The 19,744-nt window shown below is 68.7% G+C and carries 19 protein-coding genes; 17 read left to right on the forward strand and 2 right to left on the reverse strand.

Features of this window, described 5'->3' with window-relative positions:
• Window positions 1-190: 190 nt before the first annotated feature.
• The 5 genes from G569_RS0125935 (at window position 191) to G569_RS0125955 (ending at window position 3,792) form a co-directional block, all read left to right on the forward strand.
• The gene (locus tag G569_RS0125935; RefSeq protein ID WP_028065592.1) at window positions 191-1,438 is read left to right on the forward strand and encodes an IS110 family RNA-guided transposase; all 1,248 of its coding nucleotides are present in this window, start codon (window positions 191-193) and stop codon (window positions 1,436-1,438) included.
• Between the two features lie 220 nt (window positions 1,439-1,658).
• A complete protein-coding gene (locus G569_RS0125940; protein WP_028065593.1) occupies window positions 1,659-1,868 on the forward strand; it encodes a helix-turn-helix domain-containing protein in 210 nt (69 codons plus the stop codon).
• A gap of 46 nt (window positions 1,869-1,914) precedes the next feature.
• Window positions 1,915-2,742, forward strand: a complete 828-nt coding sequence (locus G569_RS0125945) for an RNA polymerase sigma factor (RefSeq protein WP_037499209.1) — start codon at window positions 1,915-1,917, stop codon at window positions 2,740-2,742.
• A 265-nt stretch (window positions 2,743-3,007) separates the two neighbouring features.
• Window positions 3,008-3,499: a hypothetical protein gene (locus tag G569_RS0125950; RefSeq protein ID WP_028065595.1), complete on the forward strand. Its 492-nt coding sequence runs from the start codon at window positions 3,008-3,010 to the stop codon at window positions 3,497-3,499.
• Between the two features lie 38 nt (window positions 3,500-3,537).
• Complete coding sequence (locus G569_RS0125955; RefSeq protein ID WP_028065596.1) at window positions 3,538-3,792, forward strand: hypothetical protein; 255 nt, start codon at window positions 3,538-3,540, stop codon at window positions 3,790-3,792.
• Between the two features lie 834 nt (window positions 3,793-4,626).
• On the opposite strand, the gene G569_RS51620 is transcribed toward G569_RS0125955, so the two are convergent.
• Window positions 4,627-5,538, reverse strand: coding sequence for a TIM barrel protein (locus G569_RS51620; RefSeq protein ID WP_037499213.1), 912 nt, complete (start codon window positions 5,536-5,538; stop codon window positions 4,627-4,629).
• A gap of 92 nt (window positions 5,539-5,630) precedes the next feature.
• Between G569_RS51620 and G569_RS0125980 the strand changes: the two genes are divergently transcribed.
• Together G569_RS0125980 and G569_RS0125985 are read left to right on the forward strand one after the other, a co-directional pair.
• A complete protein-coding gene (locus G569_RS0125980; protein ID WP_028065599.1) occupies window positions 5,631-6,821 on the forward strand; it encodes a Gfo/Idh/MocA family protein in 1,191 nt (396 codons plus the stop codon).
• Entirely contained in the window at window positions 6,818-7,786 is a 969-nt protein-coding gene (locus G569_RS0125985) for a sugar phosphate isomerase/epimerase family protein (protein WP_028065600.1), read from the forward strand. The genes G569_RS0125980 and G569_RS0125985 overlap by 4 nt, the downstream gene beginning before the upstream one ends.
• Here G569_RS0125985 and G569_RS0125990 read toward each other — a convergent pair.
• Window positions 7,730-8,749 (reverse strand): LacI family DNA-binding transcriptional regulator, encoded by a 1,020-nt coding sequence (locus G569_RS0125990; RefSeq protein ID WP_028065601.1) that lies wholly within the window; start codon window positions 8,747-8,749, stop codon window positions 7,730-7,732. The two genes, G569_RS0125985 and G569_RS0125990, sit on opposite strands and share 57 nt — an antisense overlap.
• Window positions 8,750-8,983: 234 nt before the next feature.
• Between G569_RS0125990 and G569_RS0125995 the strand changes: the two genes are divergently transcribed.
• The 10 genes from G569_RS0125995 to G569_RS0126040 are packed head-to-tail and all read left to right on the forward strand — an operon-like array spanning window position 8,984 to window position 19,712.
• Window positions 8,984-9,805, forward strand: coding sequence for a TIM barrel protein (locus G569_RS0125995; protein ID WP_028065602.1), 822 nt, complete (start codon window positions 8,984-8,986; stop codon window positions 9,803-9,805).
• Complete coding sequence (locus tag G569_RS0126000) at window positions 9,802-10,839, forward strand: Gfo/Idh/MocA family oxidoreductase (RefSeq protein WP_028065603.1); 1,038 nt, start codon at window positions 9,802-9,804, stop codon at window positions 10,837-10,839. The genes G569_RS0125995 and G569_RS0126000 overlap by 4 nt, the downstream gene beginning before the upstream one ends.
• Before the next feature lie 28 nt (window positions 10,840-10,867).
• The gene (locus G569_RS0126005) at window positions 10,868-11,881 is read left to right on the forward strand and encodes a substrate-binding domain-containing protein (RefSeq protein ID WP_028065604.1); all 1,014 of its coding nucleotides are present in this window, start codon (window positions 10,868-10,870) and stop codon (window positions 11,879-11,881) included.
• Window positions 11,878-12,954, forward strand: coding sequence for an ABC transporter permease (locus G569_RS0126010; RefSeq protein ID WP_084285571.1), 1,077 nt, complete (start codon window positions 11,878-11,880; stop codon window positions 12,952-12,954). The genes G569_RS0126005 and G569_RS0126010 overlap by 4 nt, the downstream gene beginning before the upstream one ends.
• Complete coding sequence (locus G569_RS0126015) at window positions 12,951-13,748, forward strand: ATP-binding cassette domain-containing protein (protein ID WP_028065606.1); 798 nt, start codon at window positions 12,951-12,953, stop codon at window positions 13,746-13,748. The genes G569_RS0126010 and G569_RS0126015 overlap by 4 nt, the downstream gene beginning before the upstream one ends.
• Window positions 13,745-14,689: a 5-dehydro-2-deoxygluconokinase gene (gene iolC / locus G569_RS0126020; RefSeq protein WP_028065607.1), complete on the forward strand. Its 945-nt coding sequence runs from the start codon at window positions 13,745-13,747 to the stop codon at window positions 14,687-14,689. Before G569_RS0126015 ends, iolC begins: the two co-directional genes overlap by 4 nt.
• Window positions 14,682-15,563, forward strand: a complete 882-nt coding sequence (locus G569_RS0126025) for a Cgl0159 family (beta/alpha)8-fold protein (protein WP_028065608.1) — start codon at window positions 14,682-14,684, stop codon at window positions 15,561-15,563. Before iolC ends, G569_RS0126025 begins: the two co-directional genes overlap by 8 nt.
• Window positions 15,560-16,387, forward strand: coding sequence for a 5-deoxy-glucuronate isomerase (gene iolB / locus G569_RS51625; RefSeq protein WP_053227003.1), 828 nt, complete (start codon window positions 15,560-15,562; stop codon window positions 16,385-16,387). The genes G569_RS0126025 and iolB overlap by 4 nt, the downstream gene beginning before the upstream one ends.
• Entirely contained in the window at window positions 16,384-18,222 is a 1,839-nt protein-coding gene (gene iolD, locus G569_RS0126035) for a 3D-(3,5/4)-trihydroxycyclohexane-1,2-dione acylhydrolase (decyclizing) (protein WP_037499218.1), read from the forward strand. The genes iolB and iolD overlap by 4 nt, the downstream gene beginning before the upstream one ends.
• Window positions 18,219-19,712: a CoA-acylating methylmalonate-semialdehyde dehydrogenase gene (locus G569_RS0126040; protein ID WP_028065610.1), complete on the forward strand. Its 1,494-nt coding sequence runs from the start codon at window positions 18,219-18,221 to the stop codon at window positions 19,710-19,712. The genes iolD and G569_RS0126040 overlap by 4 nt, the downstream gene beginning before the upstream one ends.
• The last annotated feature ends 32 nt before the right edge of the window (window positions 19,713-19,744 follow it).

The raw sequence follows: 19,744 nt of genomic DNA on the forward strand, positions 1-19,744 counted from the left end.
CGGTGTTGAGGAGTGAGAATCCCTGTGCCCGGGTTGACGCCGTCGAGGCTTGGTGCGCGGAGAGCCCGTGCGACAGCGTGGCGTGGGGACCTGTGGAAGTGTTGATTGCTGCTTCGAGCGCGTAGGCCAGACTCATGCTGGGAGGTCTCCTCCGGGCGATCGGTATCCGGCGTCCTGAAAGGAGCGGGCGATGGATGTGGTGGTACAGCGGTGCGCGGGTCTTGATGTGCACCGTGACAATGTCGTGGCGACCGTGCGCGTGCCCGGCACAGGGCGGCGGCGAGTCGACCAGCAGACGCAGACGTTCAGCGCGACGCTGACCGGCCTAGCGGCGCTCGCCGAGTGGCTGGCGCAGTTCGGGGTCACGCTGGTCGGGATGGAGGCGACCGGCGTGTATTGGAAGACCGTCTTTCAGGCGCTGGAAGACCGCTTCGAGTGCTGGCTGCTCAACGCGCATCACCTGCGCAACGTGCCCGGGCGCAAGACCGACGTCAAGGACTCCGAATGGATCTGCCAGCTCGTCCAGCACGGGCTCGTGCGTCCGAGCTTCGTGCCGCCTCCGGAGATCCGCCGGCTACGCGATCTGACGCGGCTGCGCAAGGCCCAGGCCAACGAGCGAGCGCGTTCGATCCAGCGGCTGGAGAAGGTTCTCCAAGACGCGGGGATCAAGCTCTCCAGCGTCGCGTCGACGACCTACTCCAAGTCGGCGCGGGCGATGCTCGACGCTCTGCTGGGTGGCATCAACGATCCCGAGCAGCTCGCCGAGCTGGCCAAGGCCCGGATGCGCCAGAAGATCCCGCAGCTGCGCGAGGCGCTCGCCAGCCGCTTCCAGATCGAGCACCACGGTGTCATGGTCGCGCAGCTGCTCGCGCACATCGACACGCTCGACAGCGCGATCGCCAACCTCAGCGACCGGATCGCCGCCGTGCTCGCCCCGCACCAAGACGTGATCGAGCGCCTCTGCACGATCCCCGGGGTGCACGTCCACGCTGCCCAGGTCCTGATCGCCGAATGCGGCCTGGACATGACGCGCTTTCCGACGGTCAAGCACTTCGCGTCCTGGGCCGGCGCCTGCCCGGGACATCACGAGTCTGCCGGCCGCCGGCGCTCGGGCCGCACCCGTCCTGGGCCGCGCTGGCTCACCGACATGCTGACCGAGTGCGCCAGAGCCGCCGTGCGGACCAAGGGCACATACGTCGCCGCGCACTATGTCCAGCTACGCGGCCGCCGCGGCGAACCGATCGCGCTCGGCGCGATCCGCCACGACCTGCTCGTCGCCTACTACCACGTCGTCCGCGACCGCGTTCCCTACCAGGACCTCGGAGCCGACTGGCAACACAAGCGCTACTCGCCCGAACACCGCGCTCGCCGCCTCCAACGCCAACTCGAAGCGCTCGGCTACAAGGTCGAACTCGAGCAACTCGAACCCGCCGCCTAACCACACACCCCCGCCGCCCCCGACAGCCGGCCGAACCCCGGCCCGAACACCGCTGCCCTAAACCGCTCTCCTATTCGGGGATTCACAGGCCAGCCCCGTGGAATAGGGACATTCTCGGCGGGGACGCAGTCGGCCGCGGGGCACAGAGTCGCCGGCAGCGAGCTGAGAGCCGAGAGAGACATTCTTTGCCCGAATCGGGGTCTCGACGGCTTGAACGCCGATGACTGCTGACCCCGGACCACTCGACGAGCCGCTCCTGACCGCGCGCGAGGTCAGCAAGCTGCTTGGCGACATCCCGCCGAAGACCGTGTTGCAGTACGCGCGCGAGGGCCGCCTGCCTTGCTTGAAGATCGGCCGGCACGTGCGGTTCGTGCGGAGTGAGCTCGATCGCGCATTGCGCACGCAGCGCCGGCCCGCGACGCGCGTGTAGAGATCCGATTGCCCAAATCGGCCTCTCGGCGGCTTGAGCCGCCGATATGGCCGCTGCTGACCCCTTGCCGCCGCCGCGAGGCGACGAAGCTGAGCTCTTCCGCCAGTTCAACGGGCCTCTGATGGCGCACATCTCCGAGGTCGTGCGATTCACCACGACGCACACGGTGGAAGACGCGTGTGCTTACGCCTGGTCGCAGTTCATGCGCTACCAGCCCGAGCGCGATCATTGGCAAGGCTGGTTGGTTAAGACCGCGCAGCGCCAGGCGTGGGCGTTGGAGCGCGATGTCATCCGCGAGTGGGTGAAGGCGAAGAGTCTCGGGGTGCGACATGCCTCCAAGGACCATTCCGAGCCCGACGAGTACGAGCTGCAAACCGACATGCATGACGCGATTGCGATCGTGGGCGGCCTACCTCAGCGGTTGCGAGAGGTCGCGCTGCTTCGCGCGTTCGGGCTGTCGCACCCCGAGATCGTCGAGGCGACTGGCCTTACCGCCCGCCGTGTGCAGAAGCTGATCACCCAGGCCAACTATTTGATGGACGAGCACGTGGCCGATCGACGGCATTCGGAGAATCCGTCGTCGCCACGGGCCGAGCGGCTGTACCGACTTGAGCGAGACACCCCGGCATGGCTCGTCGCCGAGATCGGTCCGCCTGTCCGTCCAACTGTCAGAAGGGGCGGGACCGAGGCACGGCGAGATTGGCGACGAGCCGCGCTTGCGTTGGACGACTACCGATCCGCGATCGGACCTGAGCGATTCGGGATGGAGCGTCTTGCGCCGCCGGCAAACCGTTCTCTGCGGCATGTCTACGCCGCCGCGCTATTTGCCGTGCGTGACATGGCTCGGCATCGGGACGCCAGTCTCGAGCGCTGACGCAAGAACTTTGCCCAGATCGGTGTCTCGGCGGCTTGAGCCGCCGAGATGGCCGATTCACATCGCTTCCCGCCAGCCCGCGGTGACGAGGCCGAGCTGTTCCGAGCTTTCAACGACCGGCTCATGCGCACGGTTGCTCGAGCCACGCTGTTGACGACGCCGCACACCATCGAAGCATCCCATCGACGAGATCGAGCTTGCGAGCGACGCGCCCTCGCCCGTCGAAGAGGTCGAGATCCAGCACGATGTCGACGAGGCGTTGGGCGTGATCACGCAGCTTCGGCCACGGCTACAGCGTGTCGCGCTGCTCAGAGCGCTGCAGTTCTCCAAGAGTGAGATCGCGGACCTCACTGGAGACAGCGTCGGGCGCGTGGACAAGCTCGTGTCCACAGCCAGCCAACAGATCCAGGAGATCCTGAGCGCACGACTCCCAAGTCGGCAGCAGCTCTCCCCGCGCGCCGAGCGGCTCTGGGACCTCGAGCACGAATCTCCGCGGTGGCTCGTCGACCAGATAGGTCGTCCCCCGCGGCCGTCGCGGAAGGGTTCGGGCTCCGTCGAGCTTCGTCGCGCGTGGCGTCGTGCGGCGATTGCCCTCGACGACTACCGCCGTGCAGTCGGCGCGGAGATCTTCGCGTCCTCCGGGCTCTCGCAGCCTGCTGATCGCGCGCTCGAACCTGCGCACGCCAAAGCGCTCTGTGCCGTTGATGACCACGCACTGCTGCGAGGCTCTGGACGAGAGCGCGAGCATGAGCGCTAAAGGGGGCCAGTTTCGCGTACCCGTCACTTCTCCGGGGCATGGATCTGCCCACGCTGGTTCCGATCGAGTACCACGGGGAGCTGGTTGCGCTCGTGTCCCTGCGGCGCACCCACATCATCTCACCGCGGCTTCTCAGCGCCCAGGTCGGCGACAAGGACCTGCAGTTCGTCGCGCTCATGTGCGCGTGCTGCGCCGAAGTCTTGGCCGGTGGCATTCCTGGCCCGTATACGGACGCTCTCGGCGCGGAGTGGGCGGAACGCGTGCTCCGGGCCTCAGCTGCCAGCGAGCTATGAGTCCGTCGGTCCGTTTCCTCGGTGACGAGCTTGACCTCTACGGCGAGTTCAACCACCTGCTCGTCCAGGAGTTGATGCGCGACGTCCGCTTCACCAGGGAGATCGCCGAGGACGCTGCCGCCGAGGCATGGATCTATTTCTTTAGGACCCAACCCGACCGTGGCGACGGCCGATGGCGAGGCTGGCTCATCCAGCGAGCGGAGCGCGAAGCTATCCACCTGGCGGCGCTCGAACCTGGTGTCGGATCTCGTATCGAGAGAAGGGCCGAACCGGTCGATCCTCACGATCTACATGAAGAGCGCCTCGACTTCGTGGCCGCCATGCAAGAACTCCGACGGCTGCCACCCCACGCGCGCGCCGCGGTCCTGCTCTCCTCGCAGGTCTCGACTCAATCGGACGTCGCGAGGCTGATGCGGATCAGTCGATCGCGCGTCGCGCAGCTTCTCGCGGGTGCCGCACGACGAGTGGCGAGTCGTGGCGATGTCACCGACGACGACACACGGCCTCCGACGCCGCGAGCAGCCACGCTTCGGGATCTGCAGGAGGCTCCTCCGCCGTGGCTGACGAATGCCATCGGCCCTTGCCCGCAACGGGGAACGAACGACGCAGTGCTCGTTCTTGCCTGGCGACGCGCAGCGCTCGCGATCCATGACTACCGGTCCAGCCATCGGCACTGTTCGGCTACTGAAGCGATCGGCGAGCTGCCGGCCGCGCAGGACGCGCGTGCAGACTACCTCCGCGCCGAGCGGGCATTCGTCTCGTCGAGCAGGAACGCTCGCTCACGAACCGGCCGTTCGGCCGTGGCTGCTGAGGCGCCGCCCCCGATGCCCTGGGTCAGTGAACGGCTTCGTCCTGTGCCGAGGCGAGTCCGAACAGAAACTGGATGCTGCTGGCGACGTCGAGCGCCGGACCGGCACCGGCCGGCGGCTCCGAGCCTGTGATGGCGAGGTCTTGCTCGAGGACGAGCCAGCGGTCGTATCCGGAGCGCCGGAGGGCTTCGACGACCTCGGCGATCCGGGCATCGCCGGTGCCGAGCGGTTGGAACAGGCCGGCTTGAACCGCCTGTACGAGTGAGAGCTCGCCTGACCGGAGACGTTCGACGATGTCCAGGCGGACGTCCTTGAAGTGGACGTGGCCGATTCGATCGCCATGCGCGCCGACGAACTCGACCGGATCGACGCCTCCGATCAGCAGGTGCCCCGTGTCGAAGCACCAGGGCACGTTTGTGTGCTCCAACGCAAGTTCCACGTCCGCGGCGGTTTCGAGGACCGTGCCGGCGTGCGGGTGCAGCACGAGTTCGACGCCCTCGGCCGAGGCGACGTCGGCGAGGTTCGTAACGTGCTCGCCGGCGCGGGCCCAGCTGTCCGCGTCCAAGGGCGCAGGGGCGGACCACCGAAGGTCTTGCACGGTTGCCGCAACGAACAGCTCGCCGCCTGTACTCGCGAGATGTGCGGCTGCTCGGCGCGCGTACTCGACGTCTACGGCGCGTTCGTGCACCACCACGGGCACGAAGCCGCCGACCAGCTGCAGCGCGTAGCGGTCGAGGAGCGCACGAGCCGCCGCGCTGTCTTCGGGGAGCCAGCCCAGCGCCCCGAGTTCGGTCGCCGCGATCCCGAGATCGGCCATCTCGGCGAGGACGCGGTCTGGTGGCAGTTGCAAGCCCCAGCCGGGCACCTCGCAGACGCCCCAGGAGATCGGGGCCGCCGCGAGTCGGCCTGGCAGGCCGCCGTCGATTTGTTCCTCCATGGTCCGTTCCTCTCCCGCTCTCTTGCGGCACTACGCTAGCACGTGCTAATAGTACGTGCTAGGAGCCGTTCAGCGAGAGAGGAGGGTCCGCAATGAAGCCATCGATCGGCGTTGCGGTCATCGGTGCCGGCATGGCCGGACGCGCGCATGCACAGGGGTATCGCAGTGCACAATCGGTCTACTCGCTGGCGCCGTACGACGTGCGCCTGGTGGCCGTCACGGATCTCGACGAGGCGCTGGCGACCGACGCGGCGCGTCGTTACGGCTACGAACGAGCGGAGACCGCGTGGCAGGCGATCGCGGAGGCCCCCGACATCGAGGCGGTCAGCGTGGTCGTGGCCAACCCGGTCCACCGGGAGGTCGTCACCGGCCTGCTGGAGGCGGGAAAGCACGTGCTCTGCGAGAAGCCGCTTGCGCCGGACACGGCGGACGCAGCCGCGATGGTCGCGGCGGCCGATCGTGCGTCGTCGATCGCTCGCGTGGGGTACACGTTCCGTTTCACCCCGGGCGTACGCGCGATCGCCGAGCTCGTGCAGTCGGGCAGCCTGGGCAAGCCGCTGCACTTTGCCGGCCAGTACTGGACCGACTACGGGTGTGACCCGCTGGCGCCGCTGACTTGGCGCTACAAGGGCGGTCTCGGCTCAGGCGTGCTGGCCGATATCGGCTCGCACATCGTCGACGCCGGTGAATTCGTCTGTGGTTCGGTCCTCTCGGTCGGAGGCGCGAACCTGAGCACACACGTCACGCGGCGGCCGTTGCCGCTCGGTCGCGTGACGGGGCACGACCACGGTGCGGTGAGTGGCGAGACCGGTGCGGTCGAAAATGAGGACGACGCGAACTACTCCGTGCGCTTCGCAGGTGGCGCTACGGGCTCGATCGGCATCTCGCGGATGGCTTACGGGCACCCGAACACGCTGCACTTCGAGGTCTTCTGTGAGCGTGGCGCCGCCGTCTATGACGCGCGTACGCCCGCAGAGATCCTCTTGGCCGACGAGCGGTCGGCCGGGGCAGACAACGGCTTCCGCCGCGTGCTGCTCGGCCCGAGCCACGCCCTGGTCGGCCAAGGGCTGCCGTTCGACGGTGCCGGGATCGGCTTCGGCCACAACGACGCCTTCGTGTTCCAAGCCCGCTCGTTCTTGGACGAGATCGCCGGAATCCGCGAGCTCCCAGGCTGCCCGTCACTGGCACACGGCCTGCACAACCTCGAGATCCAGGAAGCGGTTGTCGACGCGGCTGCGACGGGCGCGCGCATCAACCTCGACGCCGAGGCGGTGCTGTCGTGAAGTTCGGGTTCAACACGGACAGTCTCGGCGCGCTGCCGCTGGAAGGAGCACTGGATCTGGCCGCCGGGCTCGGTCTTGACTGCGTGGAGTTCGCCACCGGTAACTGGTCGTCCGCGCCGCACGTCGATGTCGACGAGCTGCTAAACAGCGCGTCCGCTCGCGACCGGCTGAACGGCCTGCTGCGCGAACGCGGCCTGCAGATCAGCGCGCTCACCTGCTCGGGCAACCAGCTCGCTCCCGGCGAGTCCGGAGCAGCGCACGACGACGTCACCCGCAAGACGATCCAGCTCGCCGCCGAGCTCTGCGTCTCGCGCGTGATCCTGATGTCGGGTCTTCCCGCCGGGCCGGGCGACACCAACCCGAACTGGGTCGTGGTCTCGTGGCCCCCTGAGGCGTACACGCTGCTGGAGTGGCAGTGGAACGCGATCGCCGTGCCCTATTGGCGCGATCTCGTGGCCTTCACGCACAACACCGGCGACATCCGCCTCTGTGTCGAGCCGCACGCCGGCCAACTCGTCTACAACGCGCCGACGCTGCTGCGCCTGCGCGACGCGGTAGGCGACACCGTGGGCGCGAACCTGGACCCGAGCCATCTCTTCTGGATGGGCGCTGACCCACTGGCAACGGTGCGCGAGCTGGGCGAGGCGATCTATCACGTGCATGCCAAGGATGCGCGGATCGAGCCGGCGGCGGCCGTGCGCACGCTGCTGGAGACGATCCCGCTGTTCGACCCGGATCGGGCGGCACGAGCGTGGAACTACGTGACGCTCGGCGATGGTCACGGCGAGGCGTTCTGGCGCGCGTTCGTCGACGAGCTCCTCGCTTCCGGGTATGACGACGTCCTCAGCGTCGAGCACGAGGATGCTGCGTTGCCGCCGGAGGACGGGATCCGCAGGTCGGTCGAAGTGCTACGGCAGACGGCGAGCCAGGGCGGTCGAGCCGCGGACGATCAGGTGCGGCGGTAGGACGATCTCGCGACCGTCGACGGGGCGCTCCTCGAGCCGTGCGATCGCCCGCTCGACGGCGAGGCGAGCCATCTCACGCGCGTCCTGGGCCACGGTGGTGAGGTTGACGTGGGCGAGCCGCGACAGGCGGTCGTCGTCGTAGCCCACGAGTGAGACATCGTCGGGGACGTTCACGCCGGAGCGGATCAGGGTGTCGAGCACGCCGACGGCGCAGCGGTCGTTGAAGGCGAGGACGGCCGTGGGCAACGTGTCGCCGGCGAGCAGGGTCTGGGCGGCCGCGTCGCCGTGCTCCTCTGTGAGTCCGCCGGGGAGGATCCGGACGTGCTCGGCGAGGCCGTGGCGGCGCATCGCGGCGCGGTAGCCGCGGCGTCGCTCGGTGCTGCTTGGTGCCTGACCACCGTCGATGTGGGCGATGTCGCGGTGCCCGAGTTCGACGAGGTGGTCGATCGCCTGTCGGATGCCACGCTCGTCCGCGGTGTGCACGAGGTCGACGGGCACGTCACGAACCTTGCGTGCGACCACCACGACCGGGAGCCGGCGCGCGAGTTCCGCGAGGCGGGCCGGCGGCAGCTCGGGGCCGAGCAACAGCAGGGCTTCACAGCGGTCAGCTAGCAGCGTCTGGAGTGCGTGCTCCTCGTCCCGCCGCGGCGTCCTGGCGCTGAGGACCACGTCGTAGCCGTCGCTCTCGGCGGCTGCGTAGATCCCTTCCACGAGGTCTGCGTGGAACGTGTGCTGGACGCCGAACATCACGCCGAGGAGCTGGGAACGCGTGCTGCGCAGGACGGCGGCGCGGGTGTCGCGCTGGTAGCCGAGCTCGGCGGCGGCTTGGAGGACGCGTTCGCGCGTCGCGGCGCTGGCGCCGGGCTGGTCGCGGATGACCAGGGAGACCAGCTGCCGCGAGACGCCGGCGCGTGCCGCGACGTCGGCGGCGGTCGGGCGCTTGTTGGCCTGCGGGCGGCTCACGACTTCATCGTCGCACTCGCGGTCGATGGGTGAATCCTCTAGCACGTGCCAAAAGAGTACTTGACAGGCGCGACGTGACTCTCTACCTTCTCGACCTAGCACGTGCTAATGGCTCGTGCCAGAGAGAGCGGATTCAAAGTCTGCGCCGAGGAGAGGCTGGTCGTTGTGAACGCCTGGCGACGTGTTCGTCGCCCGAGCGGCCGCTTCCGTGTGCAGTGGAGTTGCGGAGGAGCTATGCCCGAACCCGAAACGCCGGCGTTCCCGTTGGCGGTGTGCGCCGAGATGGTGTTCCAGGACCTGCCGTTCATCGAGCGCGTCCGGCGCATCGACGAACTCGGATTCCAGGTCGAGATCTGGGACTGGACCGTCAAGGACATCGACGCGCTGGTCGCGACCGGCGCGACGTTCTCGTCCATGACCGGCTACACCGAAGGCAGCCTGGCTGACGCAGCCGGAGGCGAAGCGCTGCTGCGGACCGCCGAGCAGACGATCGAGATCGCACGCCGGCTCGGATGCACGCGGCTCGTCGTCCACGGCACGCAGCTCGATTCCCGCGGGCTGCCCGTCGCCCCGGTCGAGAACGTCACCCCGACGATGTGGCTGACCGCCTATCGCACGCTCTCGCGGCTGGCAGAGCTCGGCGAGCGCGCCGGCGTGACCTTCTGCCTGGAGAACCTGAATCTCGCCGTCGATCACCCCGGCGTGCCGTTCGCGCGCGCGGAGGACACGCTCGCGCTGGTGGAAGCAGTCGGCAGCCCCGGCGTACGGATGATGCTCGACCTCTACCACGCGCAGATCGGCGAGGGCAACCTGATCGAGCTGCTGCGCCGCGCGGACGGGCTGATCGGCGAGGTGCAGGTCGCCGACGTCCCGGGCCGTTGCGAGCCGGGCACCGGCGAGGTCAACTACCCCGCGATTGCGCAGGCCCTCGAGCAGCTCGGCTACACGGGCACGGTCGGCCTGGAGGCATGGGCCTCGGGTGACGACGAGCTGGCCCTCGAGCGCTTCCGCGCGGCATTCACACCGTCCATCGTCGAAGCAGGAGCAACCCGATGAACCCCGTCCCACGCCCTGTCGGCGTCGGGCTGATCGGCGCCGGCGCGATCGGCTCGTTCCACGCGGAAAGCCTCGCGCGCCGGATCCCGGAAGCCGAGCTGGTCGCGATCGCCGACCCGGCGCCCGGCGCCGCCGAGCGCCTGGCGAGCTCCCTCGGTGTCACCGGCTTCACGACCGACTCCGCCGAGTTGCTCGCCGATCCGGTGGTCGAGGCCGTGGTGATCGCGGCTCCCGCGCGCTTCCACGCGGACCTCATCGAGGCGGCTGCAGCGGCTGGCAAGGCCGTGTTCTGTGAGAAGCCGACGGCGCTGACGCTCGCCGACGCCGATCGCGCGATCGCCGCGGCACGGGTCGCCGGGGTGCCGCTGCAGGCCGGGTTCAACCGCCGCTTCGATCGCGCGTTCCGCGCCGGGCGCGAGGCAGTGATGTCAGGGCGCCTCGGGACGCCGCAGCTGCTGCGTTCGCTGACGCGAGATCCGGGCTTGGGCGATCCGTCGCCGATTCCGCCGTGGACGATCTTCCTGGAGACGCTGATCCACGACTTCGACGCGCTGCGCTACCTGAACCCGGGCGCCGAGGCGGTCAGCGTCTACGCCGTCGCTGATGCGCTCGTTCGCCCCGACTTCAAGGAGCGCGGGCTGCTCGACACGGCGACGGTTGTCGTGCGCTTTGACAATGGCGCGATCGCCACGGCTGAGGCCAGCTTCCATGCCGTCTATGGCTACGACATTCGCGGCGAGGTATTCGGCTCGGAAGGCATGGCGCGGATGGGTGACGCCCGTCGCAGCAGCACGGCGATCTACGACGCCAGCGGGATCGCCGCGGACACGGTCCGCAGCAACGTCGAGCTCTTCCACGACGCGTACACCGAGCAGCTCGCGCACTTCGCGCGCTGCGTGCGCACCGGTGAGGAGCCCGAGGTCACCGGCGAGGACGCACGTGCCGCACTGGCCATCGCGCTGGCCGCGATCCGCTCGGTGCAGAGCGGGCAAGCGGTGAACGTGGCCGAGACGTCTGTCGCCACGGTCGGCTAGCTCAGATCAACAAGAGGAGAGAGAAGAGATGAAGCGCATGATCAAGGCCCCGCTGCTGCTGATCGCGGCGGTGTTCGCCATCGTCGTCGCCGGGTGTGGGGAGCAGAAGGACGCCAACGGCAACGCGGTCAATTCGACGAACACGAGCAACGCCTCGACGGCTGGCTCGTCACAGGACAGCGGCCTGACGATCGCGATGGTCACCCACTCCGACGAGGGCACGTTCTGGACCACGGTCAAGAACGGCGCCGAAGCGGGCGCCAAGCAGGAGGGGGTCAAGCTGATCTGGAGCCCGTCCAACAACGACCCGCAGAAGCAGGCGCAGCTGATCGACGCCGCGGTGTCACAGAAGGTGGACGGCTTGGCGGTCTCGGTGCCCAACGTGGATGCCATCAAGGGGTCCCTGGAGAAGGCCAAGTCGGCCGGGATCCCGATCATCACGCTCAACTCGGGCATCAACGACTACAAGACGCTCGGCGCGATCACGCACGTCGGCTCGGCCGAGCTCATCGCCGGCAACGCCGTCGGCACGCGGCTCAAGACCGAGGGCTACAAGAAGGTCCTCTGCGTTATCCAGGAGCAGAACAACATCGCGCTGCAGCAGCGCTGCCAGGGCGTGAAAGAGGGCTTCGGCGGCTCGGTGACCAACATGCAGGTCAAGGGCACGTCGGACCTCGCGACCACGCAGACCGAGATCAAGTCCAAGCTGCAGGCCGACAAGTCCTTTGACGCCGTCGTCGCGCTCGAGACGACCGTGGCCGAGACGGCCAAGACCGCGATCAAGGGCTCTAACTCGAGCGCCAAGCTGGCCACGTTCGACCTCAGCGCCGACGTCCTCAAGGACATCGCGGCCGGCAACATCCTGTTCGCGGTCGACCAGCAGCCCTACCTGCAGGGCTACCTGCCGATCGTGTTCCTGAAGCTCTTCAAGACCAACGCCAACAGCGTCGGCGGCGGCCAGCCCGTGCTCACCGGTCCCAGCTTCGTGGACAAGAGCAACGCGGCGACCGTCGAAAAGCTAGCCGCGGCGGGCACGCGATGAGCCCGAAGGTCGCTCCCGCTCCCGCCGCCGTCGCGGCGCAGGAAGCCAAGCCGGTCGGCGACGAACGACTGGCCAACATCAGCCTGCTGCACCGCGCACTGCGCCGCCCGGAGATCGGCGCACTGCTGGCAGCGATCGTCGTCGCGATCTTCTTCTGGAGCCAGAACAGCCTGTTCCTGCAACTGGACGGGATCGCCAACTGGACCGACGTCGCCGCCACCATCGGCATCCCGGCCGTGGCCGTGGCGCTGCTGATGATCGGCGGCGAGTTCGACCTCTCGGCCGGCGTGATCACCGGCTCGGCGGGCTTGTGCGTGGGCATCCTGGCCACCGAGGTCGGCATGAACATCTGGCTGGCCATCGTTATCACGCTGATCGCCGCCGCGGGCATCGGGTTCCTGAACGGCTATATGGTCATGCGGACCAAGCTGCCGAGCTTCATCGTCACTCTGGCGACGTTCTTCATCCTGCAGGGCGTCAACCTCGGCGTGACCAAGGCCATCACCAACCAGGTCTCGGTCACCGGACTCGACACCGCGGCGGGCTACGACGGCGCCAAGAAGATCTTCGGCGGCACCTTCTGGGCTCCGCACGACTTCCAGATCACGCTGATCTGGTGGCTCGCGATCACCGCGATCGCGACCTGGACGCTGACGCGCACCCGGGTCGGCAACTGGATCTTCGGCGTCGGCGGCGACGCCAACGCCGCCCGCAACGTCGGCGTGCCGGTGGTGCAGGTCAAGGTCACGCTGTTCGTGATGACCTCGTTCGTGTCGGCGCTGACGGGCATCATGATCGCGCTACGCCTCGCGTCGACCCAGGCTGGCCAGGGCGTCGGCGAAGAGTTCCAATACATCATCGCCGCGGTCGTCGGCGGCTGCGTGCTCACCGGCGGCTTCGGCTCGGCGGTCGGCGCGGCGCTCGGCGCGACGATCATCGGCATGGCCTTCATCGGCATCCAGTTCTCGGGCTGGAACACCGACTGGCGGTTCCTCTTCCTGGGCGTGATCCTGCTGATCGCGGTCCTGGTGAACACGTACATCCGCAAGCGCGCCGAGGGGGTGCGGGGATGAGCACGCTGCTCGAGGTCCGCGACGTCTGCAAGTACTTCGGCAACGTCGTCGCCCTGAAGGACATCACCGTCGGCGTCGAGTCAGGCGAGGTCACCTGCGTGCTTGGCGACAACGGCGCCGGCAAGTCGACCTTCATCAAGATCCTCTCCGGCGTGCACCAGCACTCTGAGGGCGAGCTTCGGGTCTACGGCGAACCGACCCACTTCCACTCCCCGCGCGAAGCGAAGGAGCAGGGCATCGCGACGGTCTTCCAGGACCTGGCCACGGTCCCGCTGATGTCGATCTGGCGCAACTTCTTCCTCGGCTCGGAGCCGACGAAGGGCAGCGGCCCGTTCAAGCGGATCGACGTCAAGAACGCCAAGCGGATCATGCACGAGGAGATGCGCAAGATGGGCATCGACGTCCGCGACCCGGACCAGCCCGTCGGCACGCTCTCGGGCGGCGAGCGCCAGGCGGTCTCGATCGCCCGCGCCGTTTACTTCGGCGCCAAGGTGCTGATCCTGGACGAGCCGACCGCCGCGCTCGGCGTCAAGCAGTCCGGCGTGGTGCTGCGCTACGTCGCCCAGGCCCGCGACCGCGGGCTCGGCGTGATCTTCATCACCCACAACCCGCACCACGCCTACCCGGTCGGCGATCGCTTCGTGATCCTCAACCGCGGCCGCCTCATGGGCGACTGGCGCAAGAACCAGATCACCCGCGAGGAACTCGTGCTGCAGATGTCCGGCGGCGCCGAGCTCGACGCGCTCGAGCACGAGCTGAAGCGCAACCTCGACGCCGAGGGGTCAGTCGCGTGAGCCCGGACTCCCGACTCGACGTGCTGACGATGGGCCGGATCGGCGTCGACGTCTATCCCCAACAGATCGGCGTCTCCCTGCGTGAGGTCCAGTCCTTCGGCAAGTACCTCGGCGGGAGCCCGAGCAACGTTGCCGTCGCTGCGGCGCGCTACGGCCGCCGCAGCGCCGTCATCACCCGCACCGGCGCCGACCCGTTCGGCGAGTTCCTGCACGACGCGCTGCGCGCCTTCGGCGTCGACGACCGCTACGTGACCGCCGTGCCAGAGCTTCCGACGCCGGTCACGTTCTGCGAGATCTTCCCGCCCGACCATTTCCCGTTGTACTTCTACCGCCAGCCGAAGGCGCCGGATCTCGAGATCCGCGCCGATGAGCTCGACCTGGACGCGATTCGCGAGGCCCGCGTGTTCTGGGCGACCGTCACCGGGCTCTCGCAAGAGCCGAGCCGCTCGGCGACCTTGGCCGCCCTGGAGGCGGCCAAGGGCGTCGCCGTGCTCGATCTCGACTACCGGCCGATGTTCTGGGAATCGCGCGAGGAGGCTCGTCGCTGGGTGCAGGAAGCCCTGAAGCGGGTCGACGTCGCCGTCGGCAACCTCGACGAGTGGGAAACCGCGACCGGGAAGCGGGATCCATACGCCGCCGCCGGAACACCGGGTCTCGACCTGGCCGTGGTCAAAATGGGGCCCGCCGGTGTACTCGCCCGCCGCGGACGCGAACGAGTTCAGGTGTCTCCCGTCCCCGTGGACGTCGTCAACGGGCTCGGCGCCGGCGACGCGTTCGGCGGCGCGTTGTGTCACGCACTGCTCTCGGACTGGTCGCTGGAGCGCTCGATGCGTTTCTGCAACGCGGCGGGCGCGATCGTGGCTTCTCGCCTGTCATGCGCTGATGCCATGCCGAACGAGACCGAGGTGCTCGAGCGGATCGGGGAGCCCGTCAATGCTTGACGAGCTGATCCGGACCAGGATCCGGCACCCGGAGGCGATCGCCGAAGCGGCGGCTACCCGTCGTCGCCCAGCCGCGCCCGTTGACGAGGACGGCCGGGTGTTCGTGATCGCCGCGGACCATCCAGCGCGCGGCGCGCTCAGCGCCGGCAGACGCCCGGACGCGATGGCTGACCGCGGCGAGCTCCTCGAACGCCTGTGCCTTGCGCTCTCACGCCCAGGGGTCACCGGCGTCCTGGGCACCCCCGACGTCCTGGAGGACCTCCTTCTGCTCGGCGCCTTGGACGGCAAGGCCGTCTTCGGGTCGATGAACCGCGGCGGCCTGAACCGGGCCAAGTGGGAGATCGACGATCGCTTCACCGCCTACGACGCCGCCTCGATCGAAGCGATGGGCTTCGAAGGCGGAAAGATGCTGACCCGCATCGACCTCCAAGATCCCGCAACCGCGAGCACCGTGGCGGCCTGCGCCAAGGCGGTGAGCGAGCTCGCCGAACGACAACTCGTGGCCATGGTCGAACCGTTCATGGCCACGCGCGTGGACGGGCGGGTCAGGACCACACTGACGACGGCCGCTGCCATCAAGGCGTCCGCGATCGCCGCGGGGCTCGGCCGCTCCAGCGCATACACGTGGCTCAAGGTGCCTGTGGTCCCGGACATGGAACGCGTCGTCGCCGCGACGACACTGCCCACCGTCCTCCTCGGAGGCGAGGTCAACGACGACCAGGCCGCCGCGTTTGACTCGTGGCGCAACGCGCTGACGTTGCCCAACGCGATCGGACTCGTCGTCGGGCGATCGCTGCTCTACCCGCCCGACGATGACGTTGCCGCAGCCGTCGACGGCGCGCTGTCGCTGTTCCCGGACCCGGTGGCGGGATGAGCTACGCGGTCGACATCACGCCGGAGTCCGCCGGCTGGGGCTTCAGCGGCCTGCGCGTCCTCGAACTCGCGCCCGGCCAGACCCACGCGTTCGACACCGGCGCCGACGAACTGATCGTGCTGCCGCTCAACGGCGGTTGCACGGTGACGGTCGATGAGCAGGCCTACACCCTTCTCGGTCGCGACGACGTCTTCTCCGGCGTCACGGACTTCCTCTACGTGCCACACGACGCACACGTGGAGGTCGCCTCACCGGGCGGCGGTCGGTTCGCCATTCCCTCCTCCCGAACCGACCGCCGTCTCGAGGTCCGCTACGTGCCCGCCGAAGACGTGCCGATCGAGGTGCGCGGCGCCGGCCACGCGACCCGACAGGTGAACAACTTCTGCGCTCCAGACGCCTTCGAGGCCGATCGGTTGATCGCCGTCGAGGTGCTCACCCCGGGCGGGAACTGGTCCTCGTATCCACCACACAAACACGACGAGGACATCCCTGGCGTCGAGACCGCCCTCGAGGAGATCTACTACTTCGAGGTCGCCGACGGTGGCTTTGGCTATCAGCGCGTCTACGGCTCGGGCCCGGGCCGCGAGATCGACATCACCGCCGAGGTGCGAAGTGGCGACACGATCGTGATGCCACACGGCTACCACGGCCCGTCGATGGCCGCACCCGGCTACGACCTCTACTACCTCAACGTGATGGCCGGGCCCGGTGAGCGCGCGTGGCGCTTCACCGACGACCCCGCACACGCCTGGATCCGCTCCTCGTGGGCCGACCAGGCACTGGATCCGCGAGTGCCGATGACCTCGGCGAGGAGACACCCATGAGGCTCACCGTGGCACAGGCGCTCGTCCGCTTCCTGAGCGTCCAATACAGCGAGCGCGACGGCGAACAGCAGCGCCTGATCCCAGGCTGCTTCGGCATCTTCGGCCACGGCAACGTCGCCGGTGTCGGGCAGGCCCTGCTCGAGCAGACCGACGAGATGCCCTACTACCTCGCCCGCAACGAGCAAGGCATGGTGCATGCTGCTGCAGGCTTCGCACGGCAGAAGAACCGGCTAGCAACGTTGGCCTGCACGTCGAGTATCGGGCCAGGCGCCACCAACATGGTCACCGGCGCCGCGCTGGCGACGATCAACCGCCTCCCCGTGCTCCTCCTGCCCGGCGACGTGTTCGCCACCCGCGCGTCGGGCACGGTGTTGCAGGAGCTCGAAGACCCGACAACGCACGCGGTTACGGTCAACGACACGCTCAAGCCGGTCTCGCGCTACTGGGACCGGATCGAGCGGCCGGAACAGCTCGTCCCGTCGTTGCTGCGCGCGATGCGCGTGCTCACCGACCCGGTGGAGACCGGAGCGGTCACGCTGTGCCTGCCGCAGGACGTCCAGGCCGAGGCCTTCGATTGGCCGGAGGAGCTGTTCGAGAAGCGGGTCTGGCGCGTGCGCCGCCCGCTGCCCGAGCCCGAGGTGCTCGCGCAAGCCGCGCAGCTGCTGCGCAACGCCCAGCGCCCTCTGATCGTGGCCGGCGGCGGGACCATCTACGCCGAGGCGACCGACGCGCTTGCTGCGCTTGCCGAGGCGACGGGTGCCCCGGTCGCTGAAACGCAGGCCGGCAAGGGCTCGCTGCCCTACGACCACCCGCAGGCGCTCGGCGCGATCGGGCACACCGGCACGACCGCGGCCAATGCCTCCGCGCGTGAGGCCGATGTGATCCTCGGGGTCGGGACACGCTGGAGCGACTTCACCACCGCCTCGCGCACGCTGTTCGCGCCGGATGCCGCGTTCGTGAACCTCAACGTCGCGCCGATCGACTCGACCAAGCACGCCGGCGTACCGCTGCTCGCCGATGCCCGTCTCGGGCTCGAAGCGCTCGCCGAGGCGCTGGACGGTGCGCACTGGGTCACGCCACCCAACGACTGGGACGCCGTCGTCGAAGCGGCGTACACGACCCGCCACGAACCGCCCGCGCAGACAGAGGTCCTCGGCGTCGTCAACCGCGTCTCCGGCCCGCGCGACGTCGTCGTCTGCGCCGCCGGCTCGATGCCCGGCGACCTGCACAAACTGTGGCGCACGCGCGATCCGAAGGGCTACCACGTCGAGTACGGCTACTCGACGATGGGCTACGAGATCGCCGGCGGCCTCGGCGTCAAGCTGGCCGCACCGGACCGCGAGGTGTTCGTGCTCGTCGGCGACGGCTCGTATTTGATGATGGCCCAGGAGCTCGTGACCGCGGTGGCGGAGGGCATCAAGCTCACGGTCGTCGTGGTCCAGAACCACGGCTATCAGTCGATCGGCGCGCTCTCGGAGTCGCTCGGCTCCCAGCGCTTCGGCACCAAGTACCGCTATCGGGGGACCGACCAGACGCTGCCGATCGACCTGGCCGCGAACGCCGCCTCGCTCGGCGCGCGCGTCTTCGACGTCGGCGCGATCGACGAGTTCGAGAGCGCGCTGCGGGAGGCGGCCGCCGCGGATGTCACGACTGTCGTGCAGGTCCACACCGATCCGCAGGTCGGCGCTCCCGACAGCGAGGCCTGGTGGGACGTCCCGGTCGCCGAGGTGGCGGCCCTGCAGACCACCCGCGACGCGCGCGAGACCTACGAACGCCACAAGGCGACCCAGAACCCTTACCTCAGAACCCCTGACACCGCGAGGAGCCTCCCGTGAGCACCACCCTGCTCGAAACCATCGACCACGTCATCGCCGGCGCGCCGACCGCCGGCGCTTCGACTCGCACCGCACCGGTCTACGACCCCGCCACCGGCCGCGTCCAGCGCAACGTGCTGCTCGCCGAGTCGGCCGACGTCGACGCCGCCGTCCAAGCCGCCAAGGCCGCGTTCGCCAAGTGGAGCGATGTGTCCGTCACGCGCCGTGCTCGGGTGATGTTCGCCTTCCGCGAGCTCGTTCACCAGCACACCGACGAGCTGGCGCGGATCATCTCCGCCGAGCACGGCAAGACATTCGACGACGCCCGCGGTGAGGTCGTGCGGGGCATGGAGGTCGTGGAGTTCGCGTGTGGCATCGCCGAGCTGACCAAGGGCGAGTTCTCCGATCAGGTCTCCACCGGCGTCGACCTGCACTCGTTCCGGCAGCCACTCGGCGTGTGCGCGGGGATCACGCCGTTCAATTTCCCGATCATGGTCCCGATGTGGATGCACCCGATCGCGATCGCGACCGGGAACACGTTCGTGCTCAAGCCCTCAGAGCGCGATCCGAGCGTCTCGAACCTGATCGCTGAGCTCTACGCGGAAGCCGGGCTCCCGGACGGCGTGTTCAACGTGGTGCACGGGGACAAGGTCGCCGTCGACGCGCTCCTGGACCACCCTGACGTCGCCGCGATCAGCTTCGTCGGGTCAACGCCGATCGCCAAGTACATCCACGACCGTGCGTCCGCACAGGGCAAGCGCGTCCAGGCGCTCGGGGGCGCGAAGAACCACGCGGTCGTCATGCCCGACGCGGACCTGGACTTCGCTGCCAATCACCTGACTGCCGCCGGGTACGGGAGCGCCGGCCAGCGGTGCATGGCGATCAGCATCGCCGTGGCCGTCGGCGACGTGGGCGACGAGCTCGTCGAGCGTCTGCGGGCGAAGGCGCTGGAGGTCAAGGTCGGCCCCGGTCTCGAGCCCGATTCCGAGATGGGACCGGTCGTGACCGCGGCCGCCCGCGGACGCATTGCCGGCTACGTCGAGGAGACCACCGCCGACGTCATCGTCGACGGCCGCGACCTGCAGATCGACGGCGACGGGTTCTGGATCGGCCCGACCCTGCTCGACAACGTCACCACCGACATGGCCGCCTACACCGACGAGATCTTCGGCCCCGTGCTGGCCGTCATCCGCGTCCCAACCCTCGACGACGCCATCGAGCTCATCAACGCCAACGCCTACGCCAACGGCACCGCGATCTTCACCGGCTCCGGCCAAGCCGCCCGCGAGTTCCAGCGCCGCATCCAGGTCGGCATGATCGGCATTAACGTCCCGATCCCGGTCCCGCTCGCCTTCTACTCCTTCGGCGGCTGGAAGGACTCGCTCTTCGGCGACCACCACATCCACGGCCCCGAAGGCGTGAAGTTCTACACGCGCGCCAAGGCCGTCACCACCCGCTGGCCCAACCAGGCGCCGGAGAAGACGCACATGCACTTCCCAACCGCCAGCTAAGCGACCGCTGCCTGCGGAGCAGGCGCTCCAAC

The sequence above is a fragment of the Solirubrobacter soli DSM 22325 genome, assembly GCF_000423665.1.
Lineage (GTDB): Bacteria > Actinomycetota > Thermoleophilia > Solirubrobacterales > Solirubrobacteraceae > Solirubrobacter > Solirubrobacter soli.